This window comes from Massilia jejuensis, assembly GCF_042656795.1.
Taxonomy (GTDB): Bacteria; Pseudomonadota; Gammaproteobacteria; order Burkholderiales; family Burkholderiaceae_D; genus Telluria; species Telluria jejuensis.
Window position 1 is genome coordinate 43,715 of the sequence record NZ_JBHSMS010000044.1, and the last position, 17,420, is coordinate 61,134.

Genomic DNA, 17,420 nt, shown 5'->3' on the forward strand with positions numbered 1-17,420 from the left:
CACGGCCGCCGTGGCGCGCGGCGGCGACCTACTCGACCGCCTTGACCATCGACTCGATCACCTTCTTGGCGTCGCCGAACACCATCATCGTGTTCGGCATGTAGAACAGGTCGTTGTCCAGACCCGCATACCCCGAGGCCATCGAGCGCTTGTTGACGATGATGCTTTTCGCCTTGTACGCCTCGAGGATCGGCATGCCGGCAATGGCCGACTTCGGATCCTTGGCCGCCGGATTGACCACGTCGTTCGCGCCCAGCACCAGCACGACGTCGGTCTGGCCGAATTCGCCGTTGATGTCTTCCATTTCCGCGACCTGGTCGTAGGGCACCTCGGCCTCGGCCAGCAGCACGTTCATGTGGCCCGGCATGCGGCCGGCCACCGGGTGGATCGCGTAGCGCACGTGCACGCCGCGCTCGGTCAGCTTGTCGACCAGCTCCTTGACCGAATGCTGGGCGCGCGCCACCGCCAGGCCGTAGCCGGGAACGATGATCACCGATTCCGCATTCTGCAAGATGAACGCCGCGTCTTCGGCGGAACCGGATTTCACCGGCCGCTGCTCCTTGGCGTCGCCCGACTCGGCGGCGGCCTCGCCGCCGAAGCCGCCCAGGATGACGTTGAAGAAGGAGCGGTTCATCGCCTTGCACATGATGTACGAGAGGATCGCGCCGCTCGAACCGACGAGCGAGCCGGCGATGATCAGCATCGAATTGTTGAGCGAGAAGCCGATGCCGGCCGCCGCCCAGCCCGAGTAGGAGTTGAGCATCGACACCACCACCGGCATGTCGGCGCCGCCGATCGGGATGATGATCAGCACGCCCAGCACGAAGGAGAGCGCGGCCATGATGACGAAGGGCGTCCAGGCTGGCTCCACGGCGTCGGAGAAGCAGAACACGAGGCCCAGCGCGACGATGGCGACCGCAATGACCAGGTTCAGGATGTGCTGGCCGCTGAACCGCACCGGCGCGCCCTGGAACAGGCGGAACTTGTACTTGCCCGACAGTTTGCCGAAGGCGATCACGGAGCCCGAGAAGGTGACGGCGCCGACGAAGGTGCCGATGAACAGCTCGAGCCGGTTCCCGAAGGGCAGCGCGCCGCCGCGCTCGGCGATGTTGAAGGCCCAGGGTTCGGACACTGCCGCCACCGCGATGCACACGGCCGCCAGACCGATCAGGGAGTGCATGGCCGCCACCAGTTCCGGCATCTTGGTCATCTCGACCTTCTTTGCCGCGTAGGCCCCGATCGCGCCGCCGACGACGACCCCGATCAGCACCAGCGGAAAGCCGATGCCGCCCGCGCCGCTACGCGCGGCGTCGGCGAACTCCGCCTGCATCTTGAAGATCAGGGCAACCGTCGTGGCCACCGCGATGGCCATGCCGGCCATGCCGAAGGTATTGCCCAGACGCGCGGACGAGGGCGACGACAGCCCTTTCAGGGCCTGGATGAAGCAGACCGACGCCACCAGGTACAGCAGCGTGACCATATTCATGCTGATGTAGTTCATGCGGCCTCCTTGGTCGCGGTCGCCTTGGGTGCGGCCTTGGGTTCCTTCTTCTTGAACATCTCGAGCATGCGCTGGGTGACGAGGAAGCCGCCGAACACGTTGACGGCGGCCAGCGCGACGGCGAGCGTGCCCATGGTCTGGCCGAGCAGGCCTTCGGTCAGGCCGGCGGCGAGCATGGCGCCGACGATGATGATCGCGGAGATGGCATTGGTGACCGCCATCAGCGGCGTGTGCAGGGCCGGGGTGACGGTCCAGACGACGTGGTAGCCGACGTAGATCGCCAGTACGAAGATGATCAGGTTGATGATGGTGTGGCTGATTTCCATGGCAGTTCCTTTATGTGCGCAGCGGATCGCCGCCCGGCGTTGCGCCGTTATGGCAAAGCAATGTGGCGCGCACGATCTCGTCCTCGCGGTCGATGACGAACTTGTCGTCCTTGTCGATCACGAGTTTTAAAAAGTCGAGCACATTGCGCGCGTACAGGGCCGAGGCGTCGGCCGCGACCAGCGCGGCCAGGTTCGGCTCGCCGATGATGTAGACGCCGTGCTTGACCACTGTCTTGCCCAGTTCCGTCAGCGGGCAGTTGCCGCCCTGCTCGATCGCCATGTCGACGATCACCGAGCCCGGCTTCATGGCCATCACCGTTTCTTCGCGGATCAGGACCGGCGCCGCGCGGCCGGGGATCAGGGCGGTCGTGATGACGATGTCGGCCAGCTTGGCCCGTTCGTGCACCAGCTCCCCCTGCCGGCGGATCCAGTCGGCCGGCATCGGGCGCGCATACCCGCCCACGCCCTGGGCGATTTCGCGCTCCTCGTCGGTCAGGAAAGGCACGTCGATGAACTTGGCGCCGAGCGACTCGACCTGTTCCTTCACGGGCGGACGCACGTCGGACGCTTCGATCACGGCGCCCAGCCGCTTCGCGGTGGCGATCGCCTGCAAGCCGGCCACGCCGACCCCCATGACCAGCACGCGCGCCGCCTTCACGGTGCCGGCGGCGGTCATCAGCATCGGCATGAAGCGCTGGTAGGTGTTCGCGGCCAGCATCACGGCCTTGTAGCCGGCGATGTTCGCTTGCGAAGACAGCACGTCCATCGACTGCGCGCGCGAGATGCGCGGCGCCGCTTCCAGCGCGAACGCGGTCAGGCCGCTGGCCGTCATGGCGGCGGTGTTGTCCTTATCGAAAGGATTGAGCATGCCGACCACCACCGTGCCCGGGCGCATGCGGGTGCGTTCGAGCTCATTCGGGGCGCGCACCTTCAGCACCAGGTCGGCGCCAAAGGCGTCTTCCATGCTGCCGATGGTGGCGCCGGCGGCGGCGTAGGCTTCGTCGGGAACGGCGGCCCGCACACCGGCGCCGGACTGCACGACGACCTGGTGGCGGGTTGCCAGTTTCTTCACTGTTTCCGGAGTCGCAGCTACGCGCGTCTCGCCCGGCCGTATTTCGGCCGGAATGCCAATTCTCATGCATTCCTCCTTCATGTTGTTGTGTTCACAATTTACCACGTAACCATGGCTCTTTTACCATTCCTTTGTTGTAGCGTGGCCAGCCGTACGCTTTCCGGGTCAATCCGATACAGCCAGGCTACAGTGCCTCCGTTTTGTGTATCAAATCGATGCGATTGACGCTTTTTTGTTGCACTGCACAGGTACTTGCGAGCAACGCTTTGATGGCCGCTGTAGAATATCGGCTCATTTGTCGAGGACGCGCATGACCCATACCTTCAGACCGTCAGTCACTGTTGCCGCCATCATCGAACGGGATGGCCGTTTTCTCCTGATCGAGGAAGAAACGAGCGAAGGCATCAAGCTGAACCAGCCGGCCGGCCACCTCGACGAAAGCGAGTCGCTGGAGCAGGCGGTCGTGCGCGAAGCGATGGAAGAGACGGCCTACGAATTCATTCCTACCGGCCTGGTCGGGATGTACATGTCGCGCTATTACTCGCGCTCGCGCAATGCCGACATCACCTATTTGCGCTTCACCTTTTGCGGCAACGCCGGCCGGCAGTACGACCAGCCGCTCGACGACGGCATCCTGCGCACCCTGTGGATGACGCGCGACGAGATCGCCGCCTCCAGCGAGCGCCACCGCAGTCCGATCGTGCTGCAATGCGTGGACGATTACCTGGCCGGCCGGCGCACCGACCTGGCGCTTCTTTATACCCATCCATCGGTGTTCGAGTGCGCCGAGCTGGCGATGAACGCAATCAACCGGACGTAACATGAGCAAGAAAAAAGTCGTGATCGGGATGTCGGGCGGGGTCGACTCCTCGGTCGCGGCCTGGATGCTGAAGGAACAAGGCTATGAGGTCGTCGGCCTGTTCATGAAGAACTGGGAAGACGACGACGATTCCGAATACTGCTCGACGCGCCAGGACTGGCTCGACGCGGCCAGCGTGGCCGACGTGGTCGGGGTCGATATCGAGGCGGTCAATTTCGCCGCCGAGTACAAGGACCGCGTGTTCGCCGAATTCCTGCGCGAATACCAGGCCGGCCGCACGCCGAACCCGGACGTCCTCTGCAATGCCGAAATCAAGTTCAAGGCCTTCCTCGACCACGCCATGAAGCTCGGCGCCGACCTGATCGCCACCGGCCACTATGCGCGCGTGCGCGAAAACCCGCTCGGGAAGTTCGAACTGCTCAAAGCCTTCGACCACACCAAGGACCAGAGCTATTTCCTGCACCGCTTGAACCAGGCGCAACTTTCGAAATCCCTGTTCCCGCTCGGCGAGCTCCCGAAAACCGAGGTGCGGAAAATCGCGGAAAAGCTCAAGCTGCCGAACGCGGCGAAGAAGGATTCGACCGGCATCTGCTTCATCGGCGAGCGTCCTTTCCGCGACTTTTTGAACCGCTACCTGTCGCACGAGCCGGGCCCGATGAAGCTCGACAATGGACAAACGGTGGGCGAGCACATCGGCCTGTCGTTCTACACGCTGGGCCAGCGCAAGGGCATCGGCATCGGCGGCCTGAAAACCCACCGCAATGCCGACGGCACCAGCGAGCCGTGGTTTGTCGCGCGCAAGGACATGGCCACCAATACGCTGTACATCGTGCAGGGCCACGACCATCCATGGCTGCTCGCGAGCCGGCTGGAAGCGGGCCAGGCCAGCTGGGTGGCGGGCGAGCCGCCGGCACCCGGCCTGCTGTCGGCCAAGACCCGCTACCGCCAGGCGGACATGGCCTGCGCCGTCGCCGCCGCCGGCCCGGCGCGCTTCGCGCTGGACTTCAGCGAGCCGCAATGGGCGGTCACGCCGGGCCAGTCGGCCGTGCTGTACGACGGCGACATTTGTGTCGGCGGCGGCATCATCGACGGCGCCGGCGCGGCGGGCGGCTGATCGGCACGCTCACGCGCTGCAAGGAAGCACAGGCAGCGCGGGCGGCGCCGCTGAAACCATCTATCTGTCATCATAAAACTACTTCCAGTTAAAAAAGCGTCGTATCGGCGCACCAGTCCTGGACGTTCGTTTTAAAAGTTCAGCAGAATCATCAAAAATCCGGGCATCACGATTGAGTTTCCACAAAGAATGACGTTATTCTAGTTTCTAAGCGGAAATTGCAATTTCAACCCTGCGTTGTCGACTGCCACGCTATCACCGGAAAATGTTATTCATGAACATATCGAACCTGCGCGTCAGGACCCGGCTCTTTGCCGGCTTCGGACTCCTCTGTGCCCTCCTCCTCGTCATCGTCCTGTTCGGCACCACCATGCTCGGGCGGATCAATGCCGGAACCGAAATCATCGTCAATAACTACATGCCGAAGATCGAGGCGTCGAACGATACGGTGCACCAGGTCAACACGATCTCGATCGCGCTGCGCAACATGATGCTCAACAGCAACGCGGCCGACCGCCAGGCCCAGATGGCCGACATCGAAAAAGCCCGTGCCGCCATTGCCGCGAGCACGAGCCTGCTGCAGAAAACCGTCGTCAGCGAAGAAGGCAAGGCGCTGGTGCGCCAGGCCCAGGAATACCAGGTCAAGGCCATTGCCGCCCAAAACGAGCTGCTGCGCCGTATCGGCGCGTACGACATTGCCAGCGCGTCGGCCTACCTGACCGAGCAGTACCGGCCGCTGCTGGCCGACTACCGCAAGGTGCTCAACAACCAGATCAAGCTGCAGGAAGACCTGGCCGACAAGGCCGTCGCCGATGCCGAGCAGACCTACAACAACACCGTCACCATGATGTTCGGCCTTTCCGCCGCCATCCTGGCGCTGGCCGCCTTCACGGCCTGGCGCATCACGGCCTCGATCACGGTGCCGGTGGCGCGCGCCCTGGCCATTGCCGAGACGGTCGCCGCGGGTGACCTCACCAGCCGCATCGAGGTCACCACCAGGGACGAGCTGGGCCAGCTGCTGGGCGCCTTGAAAAAGATGAACGACAGCCTCTTGACGACAGTCTCGACGGTGCGCAACGGCACCGACCTGATCGCCTCGGCCTCGTCCCAGGTGGCGGCTGGCAGCCTCGATCTCTCGAGCCGCACCGAGCAGCAGGCGAGCGCACTCGAGGAAACTGCTTCTTCCATGGAAGAGCTGACCTCGACCGTGAAACAGAATGCCGACAACGCGCGCCAGGCCACGACCCTGGCGGCAACCGCCTCCAGCGTGGCCGAGCGCGGCGGCGAGGTGGTGAAACAGGTGGTCGGCACCATGGAAGCGATCAATGCCGCTTCCACGCGCATCGCCGACATCATCGGCGTCATCGACAGCATCGCCTTCCAGACCAATATCCTGGCCTTGAACGCGGCCGTCGAAGCGGCGCGCGCCGGCGAGCAAGGCCGCGGCTTCGCGGTCGTGGCCTCCGAAGTGCGCAACCTGGCGCAGCGTTCGGCCGCCGCAGCAAAAGACATCAAGGGCTTGATCGGGGACTCGAACAGCAAGGTCGGCGACGGCAGCCGCCTGGTCGGCGAAGCGGGCCACACGATGGAAGAAATCGTCACCAGCATCCGCCGCGTGACCGACATCATGGGCGAGATCAGTTCGGCCAGCCGCGAGCAAAGCGCCGGCATCGAGCAGATCAACCAGGCCATCGCCCAGATGGACCAAGTGACCCAGCAGAACGCCGCCCTGGTCGAGGAAACCTCGGCCGCGGCCGACGCCATGCGCACCCAGGCGGCGGCGCTGGCGACCACGGTGGCCGTGTTCCGCACCGGCGGCGAGGGGAAGAAAGCCGCCGTCGCACCCGCGGCGGTCGCGCCAAAAGCGGCCGCGCCGCGCCTGGCGAAACCAGCCGCTGCGCGCGCCGCTGCCGCGCCCGCGCCGGTTGCCCCGAAGGCGAAAGCGCAGGCCGCTGCGCGCACGCCGCAACTGGCCACCACCGCGGCCGACGGCTGGGAAGAGTTCTGATGCGGTAATGCCGCGTGCAGCTGCGCGCGGATACAAGAACGGCGCACCGATGGTGCGCCGTTGTCGTTTATGCCCGCGGCGCGTGCCCGGTCAGGCGTAGGCCGGCTGCGCGCTCGGGTGCGACGCGCGCGGGCGCGCCAGCGTCCACTCGGCGCAGATCCACTCCTCGAATTGCGCCGGCGCCATCGGGCGCGCATACAGGTAGCCCTGCACCTGGTCGCAGCCGGCGCCGGCCAGGAAGCGTGCCACCGGCGCCGTTTCCACACCCTCGGCCACGACCAGCTGGCCGAGGTCGTGCGAGAGCTTGATCATGGCCGCCACCAGCGCGCGCTTGCGCCGGTCGGTATCGAGGTCGCGCACGAAACTCTGGTCGATCTTGACCACGTTCGCCGGCACGCTCTGCAGGTAGGCCAGGCTGCTGTAGCCGGTGCCGAAATCGTCGATCGCCAGCTGCACGCCGCCAGCGCTCAGGGCGGCGAGCGTGGAGGCGGCCAGCACGCGGTTGATCATGAGCGCGCTTTCGGTGATCTCGATGGCCAGCGCCCCCGGCGCCAGGCCGTGCGCTTGCAGGCGGCCCAGCACGTGCGCGCAAAAATCCGGTTCGAGCAGGTTGACGGCCGAGACGTTGACAGCGACCTGGGTCACCAGGCCGGCGTGCCGCCAGGCGACCAGCTGGCGAAGGGCGCGCTCGAGCACCCAGCGCGTGGTGGCGCGCGCCAGCGCAGTCTGTTCGATCACGGGGATGAATTCGCCCGGCGCGATCTCGCCCAGCGCCGGATGGCGCCAGCGCAACAGCGCCTCGGCGCCGACGCAGCGGCCGGTGCCAAGTTCGATTTTCGGCTGGAACACGAGGCGCAGCTGGCTGTCGTCGGCGAGCGCGGCACCGAACTCGCTGGCGATGCGGAAGCGCCGCATGAACGCGGCGTTCTGCGCGGCCGAAAACACCCGCACCCGGTACGAGCCTTCGAGAGCGTCATGGGCGGCGCTATACATGTCGCGCAGCAGGTCGAAGGGGTCGGCCTGGCCGGCCGCGAACGGCGCCACGCCGGCGGTGGCAGTGCTGACGAAGCGGGCCGCGGGACTGTCGGCGCGCAGCGCGATCCAGGCGTCGAGCCAGTCGCAAAAGCGCGCCAGGTCCGCGCCCGGTTCGGCCAGGAAGGCGAACTGGGTCAGGCCGACGTGGTACAGCTTGCGCCCGGGACCGAGCGCCGCACGCAGCATATGGGCCGCGTCGCGCACCAGGTCTTCGACAAAGCCGGCGCCCAGCGCGCGCACCGCGCTGCTGACCTGCTCGGGCGTGGCCAAGTTCACCAGCGCGGCCAGGCGCGTCGCGCCGCCGGCCTGCTCGATGCCCAGGTCCGCCAGGTCGTCGGCGAACTGGTTGCGGTTCGGGATGCCGCTGACCGGGTCGATGCGGCCGATCGCGTGCTGCAATTCGATCTGCGCCATCACCATCGCCGCCAGGTCGGCCAGGCCGCCGCGCTCGGCCGCGCTGATGGTGCGCGGCTCGGTACCGAGCACGCACAGCGTGCCCAGGCAATGGCCGTCGCGCGTGAGCAGCGGCGCGCCGGCATAAAAGCGTATTCCGCTGGCGGCCAGTATGCTGTCACGGTAGCGGTCGTTTGCCAGCAGATCGGAAACGACCAGCATGCTGGCGGTACCGACTACCTGGCCGCAAGGGGCCTGCGCGCGCGGGGTCGCACAATGATCGATGCCGACGCGCGACTTGAACCACTGGCGGTCGACATCGGTGAGCGACACCGCCGCCATGGGCAGGCCGAACAGCTGGGCAGCCATGCGGGTGATGCGGTCGAAGGCCTCGCTTGCAGGGGTATCGAGCAGGTCGAGCTTGCGCAACGCATCAAGGCGGGCCGCTTCCAGCCGAACCGGGAGATGGGGATCCATGGCGTGAGGCTCCTTGCCGGCCTGGGAAAACTGATATGACGAAAATGATGACATGCGACATTTTGATCATAGAATTTCCGTAAGTCAACTTAATTGCAACGACACCCACGCCAATATATTGATTCGTGACGCGAACACGCGCGAACGTTGTATGCCATCATCAATTCCGGCATTTGGATTTTTTGCTCGGTTTACCTATCAGGCGCCGCCGGTATCGGGCGTGCCGCCGGCTTGCTGCTTGCGCACCACGGCGATGACGGTATTGCGGATGCTCTTCAGGACGGCGTCGGCCTTGAACGGCTTGACGATGAAGCCGTTGACGCCACGCGCCAGCGCGGCCTGGATGGTGGCGGCGTCGAGCGTGCCCGATACCATGAAGATCAGGGCTTTGGGCGAGCTCGCGCGCAGCGATTCGATGACGCCGCTGCCGTCTTCGGCCTGCTCGCGCGCGATGCAGATGATCTGCGGGCGCAGCCGGGCGGCCAGCAGCAGCGCACTGTGGCTGGTATGGGTCTGGCCGACGACCTCGTAGCCGCCGTCCATCAGCACGGAATTCAACAAGCCGCGCGAGATCGCGTTCGCGTCGACTATCACTGCCTTGAGCATGCCGGGTTTTCCTTTTCGTTTCGTGGAGCGTCAATCAAAGCCGCCATGGAGGATTTTATACGGCGCCCTCGTGTGATTCGTAAGCGAGCATCTTCCAGGTCACGCCCAGGCGCACGTCGGTTTTCAGCTGCACCAGCTGGCGCGACAGGTACAGGATGTCGCGCTCGGCGCGCAGGCGCTCGCCCAGCGGCGTCTTGAGGATGCCGGCGCCGGCCATTACCGCGTCCAGGCTGCCGTAGGCGGTGAGCAGGCGCGCCGCCGTCTTCATGCCGATCTTGGACACGCCCGGCACGCCGTCGGTGGCGTCGCCCATCAGCGCGAGCAGATCGTGGAGCTGTTCCGGCGCGACCCCGAACTTGTTGCGCACCCAGGGGTCGTCATGCCACTCGTTCTTGAAATGATCCCAGACCAGGGCGCCATGCGCGATCAGCACGTGCAGGTCCTTGTCGGTGGTGGCGACAATCGCCTCGCCCCGATTCTCGTTCAGCCAGCGCATGACGCACGTGGCGACGACGTCGTCGGCCTCGACTTCCGGCAGCATCGCCACCGGCACGCCGGCCGTGCGCAGGCGCTCCTGGAATGCCGGCAGGGCCTCCCTCAGTACCGAGGGCATGGGCGCGCGGTGTTCGCGGTAGCGCGGGTACAGCGCGTGGCGCCAGGTCTTGCCGCCGTAATCGAACGCGGCCAGCACGTGGGTCGGCGCGTGCGTCTCGAGCAGCGTGCGAAACGACGAAAAGGCGTGGCGCAGGGCAATGCCGGCCTTCAGGTCGGAGTCCGGCTCGGGGCTGGCTTCGTAGACCCGGCGCACGATGTTCAGTGAGTCGATCGCGAGCAGCTTGGCCATGCGTCCTACCTTGCGTAGTCGTACCTGCCGCCGCGTTCCAGCGCGCGCGCGTACGCCGGACGGGCGTGGATGCGCTGCAGGAAGGCGCTCAGGCGCGGGTACCGCGCGTCCAGGCCGCCGCGCGAGGATGCCGCCTCCAGCGGGAAGCTCATCTGGATATCGGCGGCACTGAATTGGCTGCCGGCGAACCAGTCGCGCGCCGCCAGCTCGGACTCGAGATAGTCGAGCTGGTTCTTGATGTTCGGATTGACGAACGTCTCCTTGACCTTGCGCGCGATCGAGCGCGCGATCGGTTTGGCGAAGAAAGGCATGGGGCCGGTCTCGATGCGGTCGAACACCAGCTTCATGAGCAGCGGCGACATGGCCGAGCCTTCGGCGAAGTGCAGGTAGAAACTGTATTGCAGTTTTTCCGGCGTGCCCGCGGCCGGGATGAAGCGCCCGTTGCCGTAGCGCTCGACCAGGTAGTCGACGATGGCGCCGGATTCGGCCACGACCGTGTCGCCATCGGTGATCACGGGCGACTTGCCGAGCGGGTGCACGGCCTTGAGTTCGGGCGGCGCCAGCATCGTCTTCGGATCGCGCTGGTACTTCTTGATCTCGTAGGGCAGGCCCAGCTCTTCGAGCAGCCAGAGGATGCGCTGCGAGCGCGAATTGTTCAGGTGATGGACGGTGATCATGGGCGCGCGGACGAAGAACGAAGGAGCGTTAGCTTAGCACTGTTGCGCCCTTGCCAAAAGGGCGCCCGCCCGCGCAGGTCCGGCAGAGCGCGGGTCAGCGCTCGTGTTTGTGGAGCTTGATGACGCGGTGCCGGCCACCCGCCGGCGGCGCCGGCGCTTGCGGCCTCTCGGACGAACTGGACGAATCGGACGAATCGGACGAATCGGACGAATCGCACGTATTGCAGGTGTTGCACCCGCCGCCACAACTGTCGGCCGTATCGAGCCAGCGCACCAGCGTCGACTCGGCGCCGCCGTGCGAGAGCCGGTTGACGGCCCGGATGCGCCAGGCCGCCGGCAGGTACCTGGCGCCGATGTAGACGGCAGCAACGAGCACGATCAGCGCGACGCTCAGTTCCTGCCACATGTCAGCCTCCGCCGAGCGCCAGGGCGATGCGGTAGGTGATGAAGGAGGCCAGGTAGGCCAGCGCGAACATGTAGCCGGCCATCATCCAGGCATATCGTGCGCTGCCGGTTTCGCGGCGCACCACCGACAGGGTCGCGATGCACTGCGGCGCGTACACGTACCAGGCCAGCAGCGACAAGGCCGTCGCCATCGACCACGAACCGGCGATCAGCGGACCCAGGGTGTTGGCCATTTCGTCGCCCGAGCCCGACAGCGCGTAGACGGTGCCGAGCGCGCCGACCGCCACTTCGCGCGCGGCCATGCCGGGCACTAGGGCGATGCAGATCTGCCAGCCGAAACCGATCGGCTCGAAGATCACCGCCAGCGCGCGGCCGAGCATGCCGGCCACGCTGTAGTAGATCGGCGGCTGGGTTGCGCCCTCGGGCGCGCCGGGGAAGCTCGAGAGGAACCAGAGCAGCACCATCAAGGTGAGGATCAGGGTGCCGACGCGCGTGAGGAAGATCCTGGCGCGCTCCCACAGGCCCAGGGCCAGGGTCTGCAGGTGCGGCCAGTGGTAGGCGGGCAGTTCGAGCAGCAGCGGATGCTGGCCGCCGCCGCTGCGGCGCTTCATGTACCAGGCCACGCCCATGGCGCTCACGATGCCCAGCGCGTACAGCGCGAACAGCACCAGGCCCTGCAAGTTCACGACGCCCACTTCGCGCGCCGGGATGAAGGCGGCGATGATCAGGGCGTACACGGGCAGGCGCGCCGAGCAGGTCATCAGGGGCGCGATCATGATCGTCACCAGGCGGTCGCGCGGGTTCTGGATGGTGCGCGCGGCCATCACGCCGGGAATCGCGCAGGCAAACGAGGACAGCAGCGGAATGAAGGCGCGCCCGGACAGGCCGACGCCGCCCATCATGCGGTCGAGCAGGAAGGCCGCGCGCGGCAGGTAGCCGCAGTCTTCCAGGACCAGGATGAAGAAGAACAGGATCAGGATCTGCGGCAGGAACACCAGGACGCCGCCGACGCCGGCGATGATGCCGTCCACGATCAGGCTGCGCAGCGGTCCCTCGGACAGGGCGCCGCCGATCCACTGGCCGATGCCTTCCACGCTGCCGGTAATGAAGTCCATCGGCGCTTCGGCCCAGCTGAAGACAGCCTGGAAGATGATGAACATCAGCGCGGCCAGAATGACCGGGCCGGCCAGCGGATGCAGGACGACCTGGTCGATTTTCTCCGACAGGTTGCCCTTGTCGTGGGCATAGCTGGCGCAGGCATCGAGGATGCGGCGCACTTCGCGCTGGGTCTGTTCGACCGGCACGGCGTCGATCGCCGCCAGCGGCCGCGGCGCGCCCGGGTGCTCGAGCGGCATGCGGTCGAGCGCTTCGAGCAGCGCCTGTTCGCCGCCGGCCTGGATGGCGACGGTCTCGACCACCGGCATGCCAAGTTCCTGCGACAGCTTGGCGGTATCGATCTCGATGCCGCGCTTCCTGGCGACGTCGACCATGTTCAAGGCAAGCAGCATCGGCAGCCCGAGGCGCTGGATTTCCAGCACCAGGCGCAGATTCAGGCGCAGGTTCGTGGCGTTGACGACACAGACGACGGCATCCGGCGCCTGCTCGCCGGCGCGCAGGCCGGCCACGACGTCGCGCGTGATGGCTTCGTCGGGCGTCTGGGCCGACAGGCTGTAGGCGCCGGGCAGGTCGAGCACGCGCAGGGCGCGCCCGGAGGGCGCGGTAAAACTGCCTTCCTTGCGTTCGATGGTCACGCCGGCGTAGTTCGCCACCTTCTGGCGCGCGCCGGTGAGACGGTTGAACAGGGCCGTCTTGCCGCAGTTCGGATTACCCAGCAATGCGATCAGGGGCGGCCGCGCCGCCACCTGCTGTTCCATGACGCCCATCGATTATTCCGGCTGGATCGAGACGAGCGCGGCCTCGAACTTGCGCAGGGCAAAGGTCGAGTCGCCGACCTTGACGGCGACCGGGCCGCCCGGCAACCCGCGCTTGAGCATGCGGATACGTTCACCCGGCACGAAGCCCAGTTCCATCAGGCGGCGCGCCACGTCCTGCCCGCCGAGTGCATGGGGCGCGAGGTGGATCACGGTCGCACTCTGTCCGGCCTGCAGGGCGTCGAGTGTGGTCAATGTGGGGACGAGGGTCATGGCGGCATTTCCGTTGGTGTAGCGCTGATGAGACAGATACTAGCATCATAAGCCTAAATGCGAATTATTTCTATTTAGCGAAATGATCACATGACGAAACCCCTTGCGCTCACCGAAAAAAATCCGCAGAATAGAACACGAATGAGAACGATTCTCATTATTTGACTGACAACGCCAGTGTTTAGTTCAGCGCCACTTCAGGGACTGCTTCGATGATCGTCTGTGTCTGCAACAATATCTCCGACCGCGAAATCCGCCAGGCCGTCGACCTCGGCATTACCTCGATCGTCGCCCTGCGCGAAGAGCTGGGCCTGGGCACGGATTGCGGCAAATGCATCAGCTATGCCCGCGAAGTGCTGCACGAAGCGATCGGCAGCAAGACCGTCATTACCGAGCTGAGCTTTCGTGCCTCGCAGCTGGCCTGAGCCGCTTTCATTGCACGTCGCCAGTTTTTGGCGCGCGCTTCTTCCTGCTTTGCTATGATCGTGGCAATGCACACACCACGACAAGGCACATCATGAAGGGCGATCCCAACGTCATCCGGCTGCTCAACGCGCAGCTGACCAACGAGCTCACCGCCGTCAACCAGTACTTCCTGCATGCCCGCATGTACCGGCACTGGGGCTTCTTCAAGCTCGGCAAGAAAGAATACGACGAATCGATCGGCGAAATGAAGCACGCCGACAGGCTGATCGACCGCATCCTGATGCTCGACGGCTTGCCGAACCTGCAGGCGCTGCACAAGCTCCTGATCGGCGAAAACACCGAAGAGATGCTGGCGGCCGACCTGCGCCTCGAGCGCGCTGCCCAGATCACGGTCAAGGAAGGCATCGCTGCCGCCGAGCTTGCTGCCGACTATGTCTCGCGCGACCTGCTGCTCGAAATCCTCGAGGACACCGAAGAGCACATCGAATGGCTCGAGACCCAGCTCGACCTGATCGTGAAGGTCGGGATCCAGAATTACCTGCAGAGCCAGATGGCCGAGTAAGGCATTCCCTGGGGAGGGCACGCCGTGCCCTCCTTGCGGTGCGCCGCCGCCCCTTTAGTTCCCCTCTTCTTCCTGCGTCACCCATACCGGTGCCGACCACAGGATGTTGCCGTCCGACTGCGTCACCTTCGCATAGTAGAAATGCGCGCCGACGGCCGGCGTGAAGCGCACGCTCGCCTTGTCCGACAGCTGCGTCACTATTCCGCCGCGCCCCGGCACCCCTTCCATGATGGCCACCGAGGCCACCGCCTTGCCCGCCGTGCTGGCGAAGTTGGCCACCAGGGTCAAGGCGCCTTTGTTGGCGAAGCGCTCCCCCATCATGCGCCCGTTCGCGGTCAGCACCAGCTGCGAGCCCTTGTCCATGGTCGCGAACACGCGCCGCGCTTTCAAGGCCTCGATGAAGCTGGCCCGGTTCAGCGGCGTACCGGCCGGGACCAGCACGCCGGTGCGGTTGGTATAGGCCGTGCCCCAGTTGGCGCAGTGGTTGTCCTGGTTGGTGCTGAAGGCCACGTGGAAGCCCGCTTCCAGCACCTTGTTGCAGGCCGCCTCGAAATTGCTGCGCCGGGTCTCCCCTTCCCTGTCGTTGGTGGAGAACGCGGTGCTGTTGACGACCTCGCACAAGGCCATCGCCTCGTCGCCGTCGGCCGTGTAGCCGAGCGCCGTTCCATTCACGGCGAACTGGCCGCTCGTGGCCGGATGGTTGAACTGGCCGACCCAGCCGCGCTCGCGCATCAGGGTGTAGAGCGCGGCGTAATCGCTGCGCGGCGTGGCGATGTCGGCCAGCAGTTCGCCTCTAGCGTTCTTTTCCCAGCCGAGCAGCTGCTCGCTGTTGAAAATGTTCACGTGGCCGCCCTTGTCGATGACGCCCCACTCCATCCCGTACACGGCCAGGAAGTCCGGATGCGCGGCGTTGAAGCCGGCCGCGGCATCCAGGCCCTGGCGGTACAGCGCCTTGGGGACCGAAGGAGCGGTGTCGGGCCGGGTGCCGTCCGAGCCGTCGTACATGTGGTTGTGTTCCGAGGCGACCAGGATGTCGAGGCCGTGGCCTCTGGCATAGGCAAAGGCGGCATCGGGACCGTACCTGCCCGTCAGGGGTTCCTGCGCGCCCTTGCAGTTGCCGAGTTCGGCGCCGCCATCGCTGTGGTTGGTCTGGCTGTGCAGGTTGCCGAGGTAGACGGTGAAGGGCAGTGCCGCGGGTGCCGGCAGCGCGCCCGGCGTGGCCAGGCGGCCCACCGGCAAGGGCGCGAACCGCGGCAGCGCCGGCGTGGGCACCAGGCCGACCTGGATCTGCCAGGTTTGCTCGTGCACGTCGAGCGAAGGCGCGCTGGAGGCGGCGTCGCGGCTGGCGGCGCGCAGGCGCACCCCGTAGAGGCCGGCGGCCAGCTTGCCGGCAGCCCGGCCCGACCAGGGCACGCCGACGCTGGCCGCCGCCGGCCCCAGCGGCGTGCTGCCCTGCCAGCGGCGCACGACGATGCCGCGCGGGGCGATCAGTTCAAGCTGCCAGTCGACGACCTGGGCCTGGCGCGCATTCGGATAATCGAAAGCGAGGGTGAACGTGCGTGCCTCGCCCTTGGCGGGCTCGGGCGCCCGATACGGCGCGTGCAGGGTGGCTTCGAATTCGCTGTGTTCGTCGATGGCCGCCAGGGCGCCGCCGGCGCCGCCGCAGAGCAGGACCACGGCGAACGGGAACGGGAGGGGGATGATGGTTTTCATGATGCAATTGTTGCAATTGCATCAGGACAGCCGCTTGCGCCAGGCCGCGAACTAGTTGCCTATATTTATATACTTTTTGACAAAAATACACCGTCCCGCGTCAGGCGCCGCGCATCCAGCGTTCCACCTGCCTGAGCGGCAGCCCGATCCGGGCGCAGCCGATCTGGTCCGGGCGGACATTGAGTTCGATCATGCGCGGGCCGTCCACCGCGATGGCGACGTCGACCCCGGCCAGGTTCACGTGCGGGAAGGCTTGCAGGGCACGCATCGCCACTTGCTGGCATTCCTTCCAGTACGGCAGCTGCACGCCGCTGATGCGCCCGCCCGTGTCCGGATGGGCCGCCATCGTCTCGAGCGGATTTTTCGCATTGGCCGCGTAGCCGAGCATGCCCGTTTCCAGGTCGACCGGGCAGAAGATGCCGCCGCCGCTGGTGTTGTCGACCATGCTGCCCTTGCGCCCGACGCGCAGGAAGGCGCCGGCGATCCGGCATTCGCCGCGCGCCTGGTACAGCCAGATGCGCAGCGTATTGACGGAATTGGCGTGGATCCCGGACAACACCGCGTGCTGGACCAGGTAATGCTCGACGATATAGCCGTCGCGGTTCGGTTCGACCAGCGCATGCCAGTCGGCGATGCGCGTGACGGCGCCCGTCACCGGGTGCACGAAGACCGGCTGGCCGCCTTCTTCTCCGATCTGGAAGGCCGCGAAGCCGGCGCCGCCATAGCCCTCGACCAGCTTGAAGCAGACTTTTTTCCCCATCAGTTGGCGGCACAGCGCTTCCAGGTCGGCCAGGTTGCGCAAGGGGGCGCCGTCGGCGCGCGCGCCGCGCTGGGCATGCAGGAAGCCGATGAACTCGGGCGTGGGCACGCTGGTCAGCTGCAGGATCGCCTTTTCGATCACCTTGTGCTGCGAGCTTTTCTGGTAGCCCGGACGGTTCCAGCGGTCGATGAAGGCGTTGTATTCCTTCTTGTTGAGGTGGTCCCACTTGTCGGCGAACGGCACCGAGGGACGCCACCAGCGCGCCTGCAGGTAATAGCCCGGCCCGATGCCCCGGACCAGGAACAGGGCCGCCATCTCGGCCAGCTGGCGCCAGAACGGCAGGTAGGCCAGGCCGTCCTGCCCCTTGCGTAGACGGGCCCAGGCGCGTCCGATATCTTTCACGACTTGCATTTGAAATCCTATATCACCGGCCTTCCTGACGGGCCGCGACTGGCGGCCCAAACGCTGCGAATGGCGTTCATGCGAAGGTTGACAAGGTATTATGCCATTCCAATACGCAATACCCCGGCACGGCAG

At 65.8% G+C, this 17,420-nt stretch carries 17 protein-coding genes; 5 read left to right on the forward strand and 12 right to left on the reverse strand.

What is annotated here, in order from left to right; genetic code table 11:
* Positions 1–28: 28 nt before the first annotated feature.
* Genes ACFPOU_RS14910 through ACFPOU_RS14920 form a run of 3 tightly spaced genes read right to left on the reverse strand, consistent with a single transcriptional unit; the run spans position 29 to position 2,965 of the window.
* Positions 29–1,501 carry an NAD(P)(+) transhydrogenase (Re/Si-specific) subunit beta gene (locus tag ACFPOU_RS14910; RefSeq protein WP_379722662.1) on the reverse strand — a complete coding sequence of 491 codons (1,473 nt, stop codon included), beginning with the start codon at positions 1,499–1,501 and terminating at the stop codon, positions 29–31.
* Complete coding sequence (locus tag ACFPOU_RS14915; RefSeq protein ID WP_379722665.1) at positions 1,498–1,827, reverse strand: NAD(P) transhydrogenase subunit alpha part 2; 330 nt, start codon at positions 1,825–1,827, stop codon at positions 1,498–1,500. Before ACFPOU_RS14915 ends, ACFPOU_RS14910 begins: the two co-directional genes overlap by 4 nt.
* A 10-nt stretch (positions 1,828–1,837) precedes the next feature.
* Positions 1,838–2,965 (reverse strand): Re/Si-specific NAD(P)(+) transhydrogenase subunit alpha, encoded by a 1,128-nt coding sequence (locus ACFPOU_RS14920; RefSeq protein WP_379722669.1) that lies wholly within the window; start codon positions 2,963–2,965, stop codon positions 1,838–1,840.
* Positions 2,966–3,209: 244 nt separating this feature from the next.
* Here ACFPOU_RS14920 and ACFPOU_RS14925 point away from each other — a divergent pair, with 244 nt between their 5' ends.
* From ACFPOU_RS14925 to ACFPOU_RS14935, 3 genes are all read left to right on the forward strand, one after another.
* On the forward strand, positions 3,210–3,719 hold the full coding sequence (locus tag ACFPOU_RS14925; protein ID WP_379722673.1) for an NUDIX hydrolase: 510 nt from the start codon (positions 3,210–3,212) through the stop codon (positions 3,717–3,719).
* A gap of 1 nt (position 3,720) precedes the next feature.
* Complete coding sequence (gene mnmA, locus ACFPOU_RS14930) at positions 3,721–4,833, forward strand: tRNA 2-thiouridine(34) synthase MnmA (protein ID WP_379722676.1); 1,113 nt, start codon at positions 3,721–3,723, stop codon at positions 4,831–4,833.
* A 274-nt stretch (positions 4,834–5,107) separates the two neighbouring features.
* Positions 5,108–6,841: a methyl-accepting chemotaxis protein gene (locus ACFPOU_RS14935; protein WP_379722679.1), complete on the forward strand. Its 1,734-nt coding sequence runs from the start codon at positions 5,108–5,110 to the stop codon at positions 6,839–6,841.
* 90 nt (positions 6,842–6,931) lie between these two features.
* On the opposite strand, the gene ACFPOU_RS14940 is transcribed toward ACFPOU_RS14935, so the two are convergent.
* The 7 genes from ACFPOU_RS14940 to ACFPOU_RS14970 form a co-directional block, all read right to left on the reverse strand.
* Positions 6,932–8,746, reverse strand: a complete 1,815-nt coding sequence (locus tag ACFPOU_RS14940; RefSeq protein ID WP_379722682.1) for a putative bifunctional diguanylate cyclase/phosphodiesterase — start codon at positions 8,744–8,746, stop codon at positions 6,932–6,934.
* Between the two features lie 198 nt (positions 8,747–8,944).
* Positions 8,945–9,352 (reverse strand): response regulator, encoded by a 408-nt coding sequence (locus tag ACFPOU_RS14945; RefSeq protein ID WP_379722685.1) that lies wholly within the window; start codon positions 9,350–9,352, stop codon positions 8,945–8,947.
* Between the two features lie 55 nt (positions 9,353–9,407).
* Positions 9,408–10,196 carry a 5'-3' exonuclease gene (locus ACFPOU_RS14950; RefSeq protein ID WP_379722688.1) on the reverse strand — a complete coding sequence of 263 codons (789 nt, stop codon included), beginning with the start codon at positions 10,194–10,196 and terminating at the stop codon, positions 9,408–9,410.
* A 5-nt stretch (positions 10,197–10,201) separates the two neighbouring features.
* Entirely contained in the window at positions 10,202–10,873 is a 672-nt protein-coding gene (locus ACFPOU_RS14955; protein WP_379722691.1) for a glutathione S-transferase family protein, read from the reverse strand.
* 94 nt (positions 10,874–10,967) lie between these two features.
* Entirely contained in the window at positions 10,968–11,279 is a 312-nt protein-coding gene (locus ACFPOU_RS14960) for a DUF6587 family protein (protein WP_379722694.1), read from the reverse strand.
* A 1-nt stretch (position 11,280) separates the two neighbouring features.
* Positions 11,281–13,161, reverse strand: coding sequence for a ferrous iron transporter B (feoB, locus tag ACFPOU_RS14965; RefSeq protein ID WP_379722697.1), 1,881 nt, complete (start codon positions 13,159–13,161; stop codon positions 11,281–11,283).
* Positions 13,162–13,164: 3 nt separating this feature from the next.
* Positions 13,165–13,422: a FeoA family protein gene (locus ACFPOU_RS14970; protein WP_379722700.1), complete on the reverse strand. Its 258-nt coding sequence runs from the start codon at positions 13,420–13,422 to the stop codon at positions 13,165–13,167.
* A 212-nt stretch (positions 13,423–13,634) separates the two neighbouring features.
* Between ACFPOU_RS14970 and ACFPOU_RS14975 the strand changes: the two genes are divergently transcribed.
* Entirely contained in the window at positions 13,635–13,847 is a 213-nt protein-coding gene (locus ACFPOU_RS14975) for a (2Fe-2S)-binding protein (protein ID WP_379722703.1), read from the forward strand.
* Positions 13,848–13,939: 92 nt separating this feature from the next.
* Positions 13,940–14,410, forward strand: a complete 471-nt coding sequence (gene bfr / locus ACFPOU_RS14980; RefSeq protein WP_379722706.1) for a bacterioferritin — start codon at positions 13,940–13,942, stop codon at positions 14,408–14,410.
* A gap of 54 nt (positions 14,411–14,464) precedes the next feature.
* On the opposite strand, the gene ACFPOU_RS14985 is transcribed toward bfr, so the two are convergent.
* Complete coding sequence (locus tag ACFPOU_RS14985; protein ID WP_379722709.1) at positions 14,465–16,123, reverse strand: CehA/McbA family metallohydrolase; 1,659 nt, start codon at positions 16,121–16,123, stop codon at positions 14,465–14,467.
* 100 nt (positions 16,124–16,223) lie between these two features.
* On the reverse strand, positions 16,224–17,294 hold the full coding sequence (locus ACFPOU_RS14990; protein WP_379722712.1) for a sugar-transfer associated ATP-grasp domain-containing protein: 1,071 nt from the start codon (positions 17,292–17,294) through the stop codon (positions 16,224–16,226).
* Positions 17,295–17,420: the final 126 nt, after the last annotated feature.

Bases quoted from the DNA above. Each gene is read 5' to 3' on its own strand.
- ACFPOU_RS14910 (WP_379722662.1), bottom strand. From the start codon at position 1,501: ATGAACTACATCAGCATGAATATGGTCACGCTGCTGTACCTGGTGGCG.
- ACFPOU_RS14915 (WP_379722665.1), bottom strand. From the start codon at position 1,827: ATGGAAATCAGCCACACCATCATCAACCTGATCATCTTCGTACTGGCG.
- ACFPOU_RS14920 (WP_379722669.1), bottom strand. From the start codon at position 2,965: ATGAGAATTGGCATTCCGGCCGAAATACGGCCGGGCGAGACGCGCGTA.
- ACFPOU_RS14925 (WP_379722673.1), top strand. From the start codon at position 3,210: ATGACCCATACCTTCAGACCGTCAGTCACTGTTGCCGCCATCATCGAA.
- mnmA (WP_379722676.1), top strand. From the start codon at position 3,721: ATGAGCAAGAAAAAAGTCGTGATCGGGATGTCGGGCGGGGTCGACTCC.
- ACFPOU_RS14935 (WP_379722679.1), top strand. From the start codon at position 5,108: ATGAACATATCGAACCTGCGCGTCAGGACCCGGCTCTTTGCCGGCTTC.
- ACFPOU_RS14940 (WP_379722682.1), bottom strand. From the start codon at position 8,746: ATGGATCCCCATCTCCCGGTTCGGCTGGAAGCGGCCCGCCTTGATGCG.
- ACFPOU_RS14945 (WP_379722685.1), bottom strand. From the start codon at position 9,352: ATGCTCAAGGCAGTGATAGTCGACGCGAACGCGATCTCGCGCGGCTTG.
- ACFPOU_RS14950 (WP_379722688.1), bottom strand. From the start codon at position 10,196: ATGGCCAAGCTGCTCGCGATCGACTCACTGAACATCGTGCGCCGGGTC.
- ACFPOU_RS14955 (WP_379722691.1), bottom strand. From the start codon at position 10,873: ATGATCACCGTCCATCACCTGAACAATTCGCGCTCGCAGCGCATCCTC.
- ACFPOU_RS14960 (WP_379722694.1), bottom strand. From the start codon at position 11,279: ATGTGGCAGGAACTGAGCGTCGCGCTGATCGTGCTCGTTGCTGCCGTC.
- feoB (WP_379722697.1), bottom strand. From the start codon at position 13,161: ATGGGCGTCATGGAACAGCAGGTGGCGGCGCGGCCGCCCCTGATCGCA.
- ACFPOU_RS14970 (WP_379722700.1), bottom strand. From the start codon at position 13,422: ATGACCCTCGTCCCCACATTGACCACACTCGACGCCCTGCAGGCCGGA.
- ACFPOU_RS14975 (WP_379722703.1), top strand. From the start codon at position 13,635: ATGATCGTCTGTGTCTGCAACAATATCTCCGACCGCGAAATCCGCCAG.
- bfr (WP_379722706.1), top strand. From the start codon at position 13,940: ATGAAGGGCGATCCCAACGTCATCCGGCTGCTCAACGCGCAGCTGACC.
- ACFPOU_RS14985 (WP_379722709.1), bottom strand. From the start codon at position 16,123: ATGAAAACCATCATCCCCCTCCCGTTCCCGTTCGCCGTGGTCCTGCTC.
- ACFPOU_RS14990 (WP_379722712.1), bottom strand. From the start codon at position 17,294: ATGCAAGTCGTGAAAGATATCGGACGCGCCTGGGCCCGTCTACGCAAG.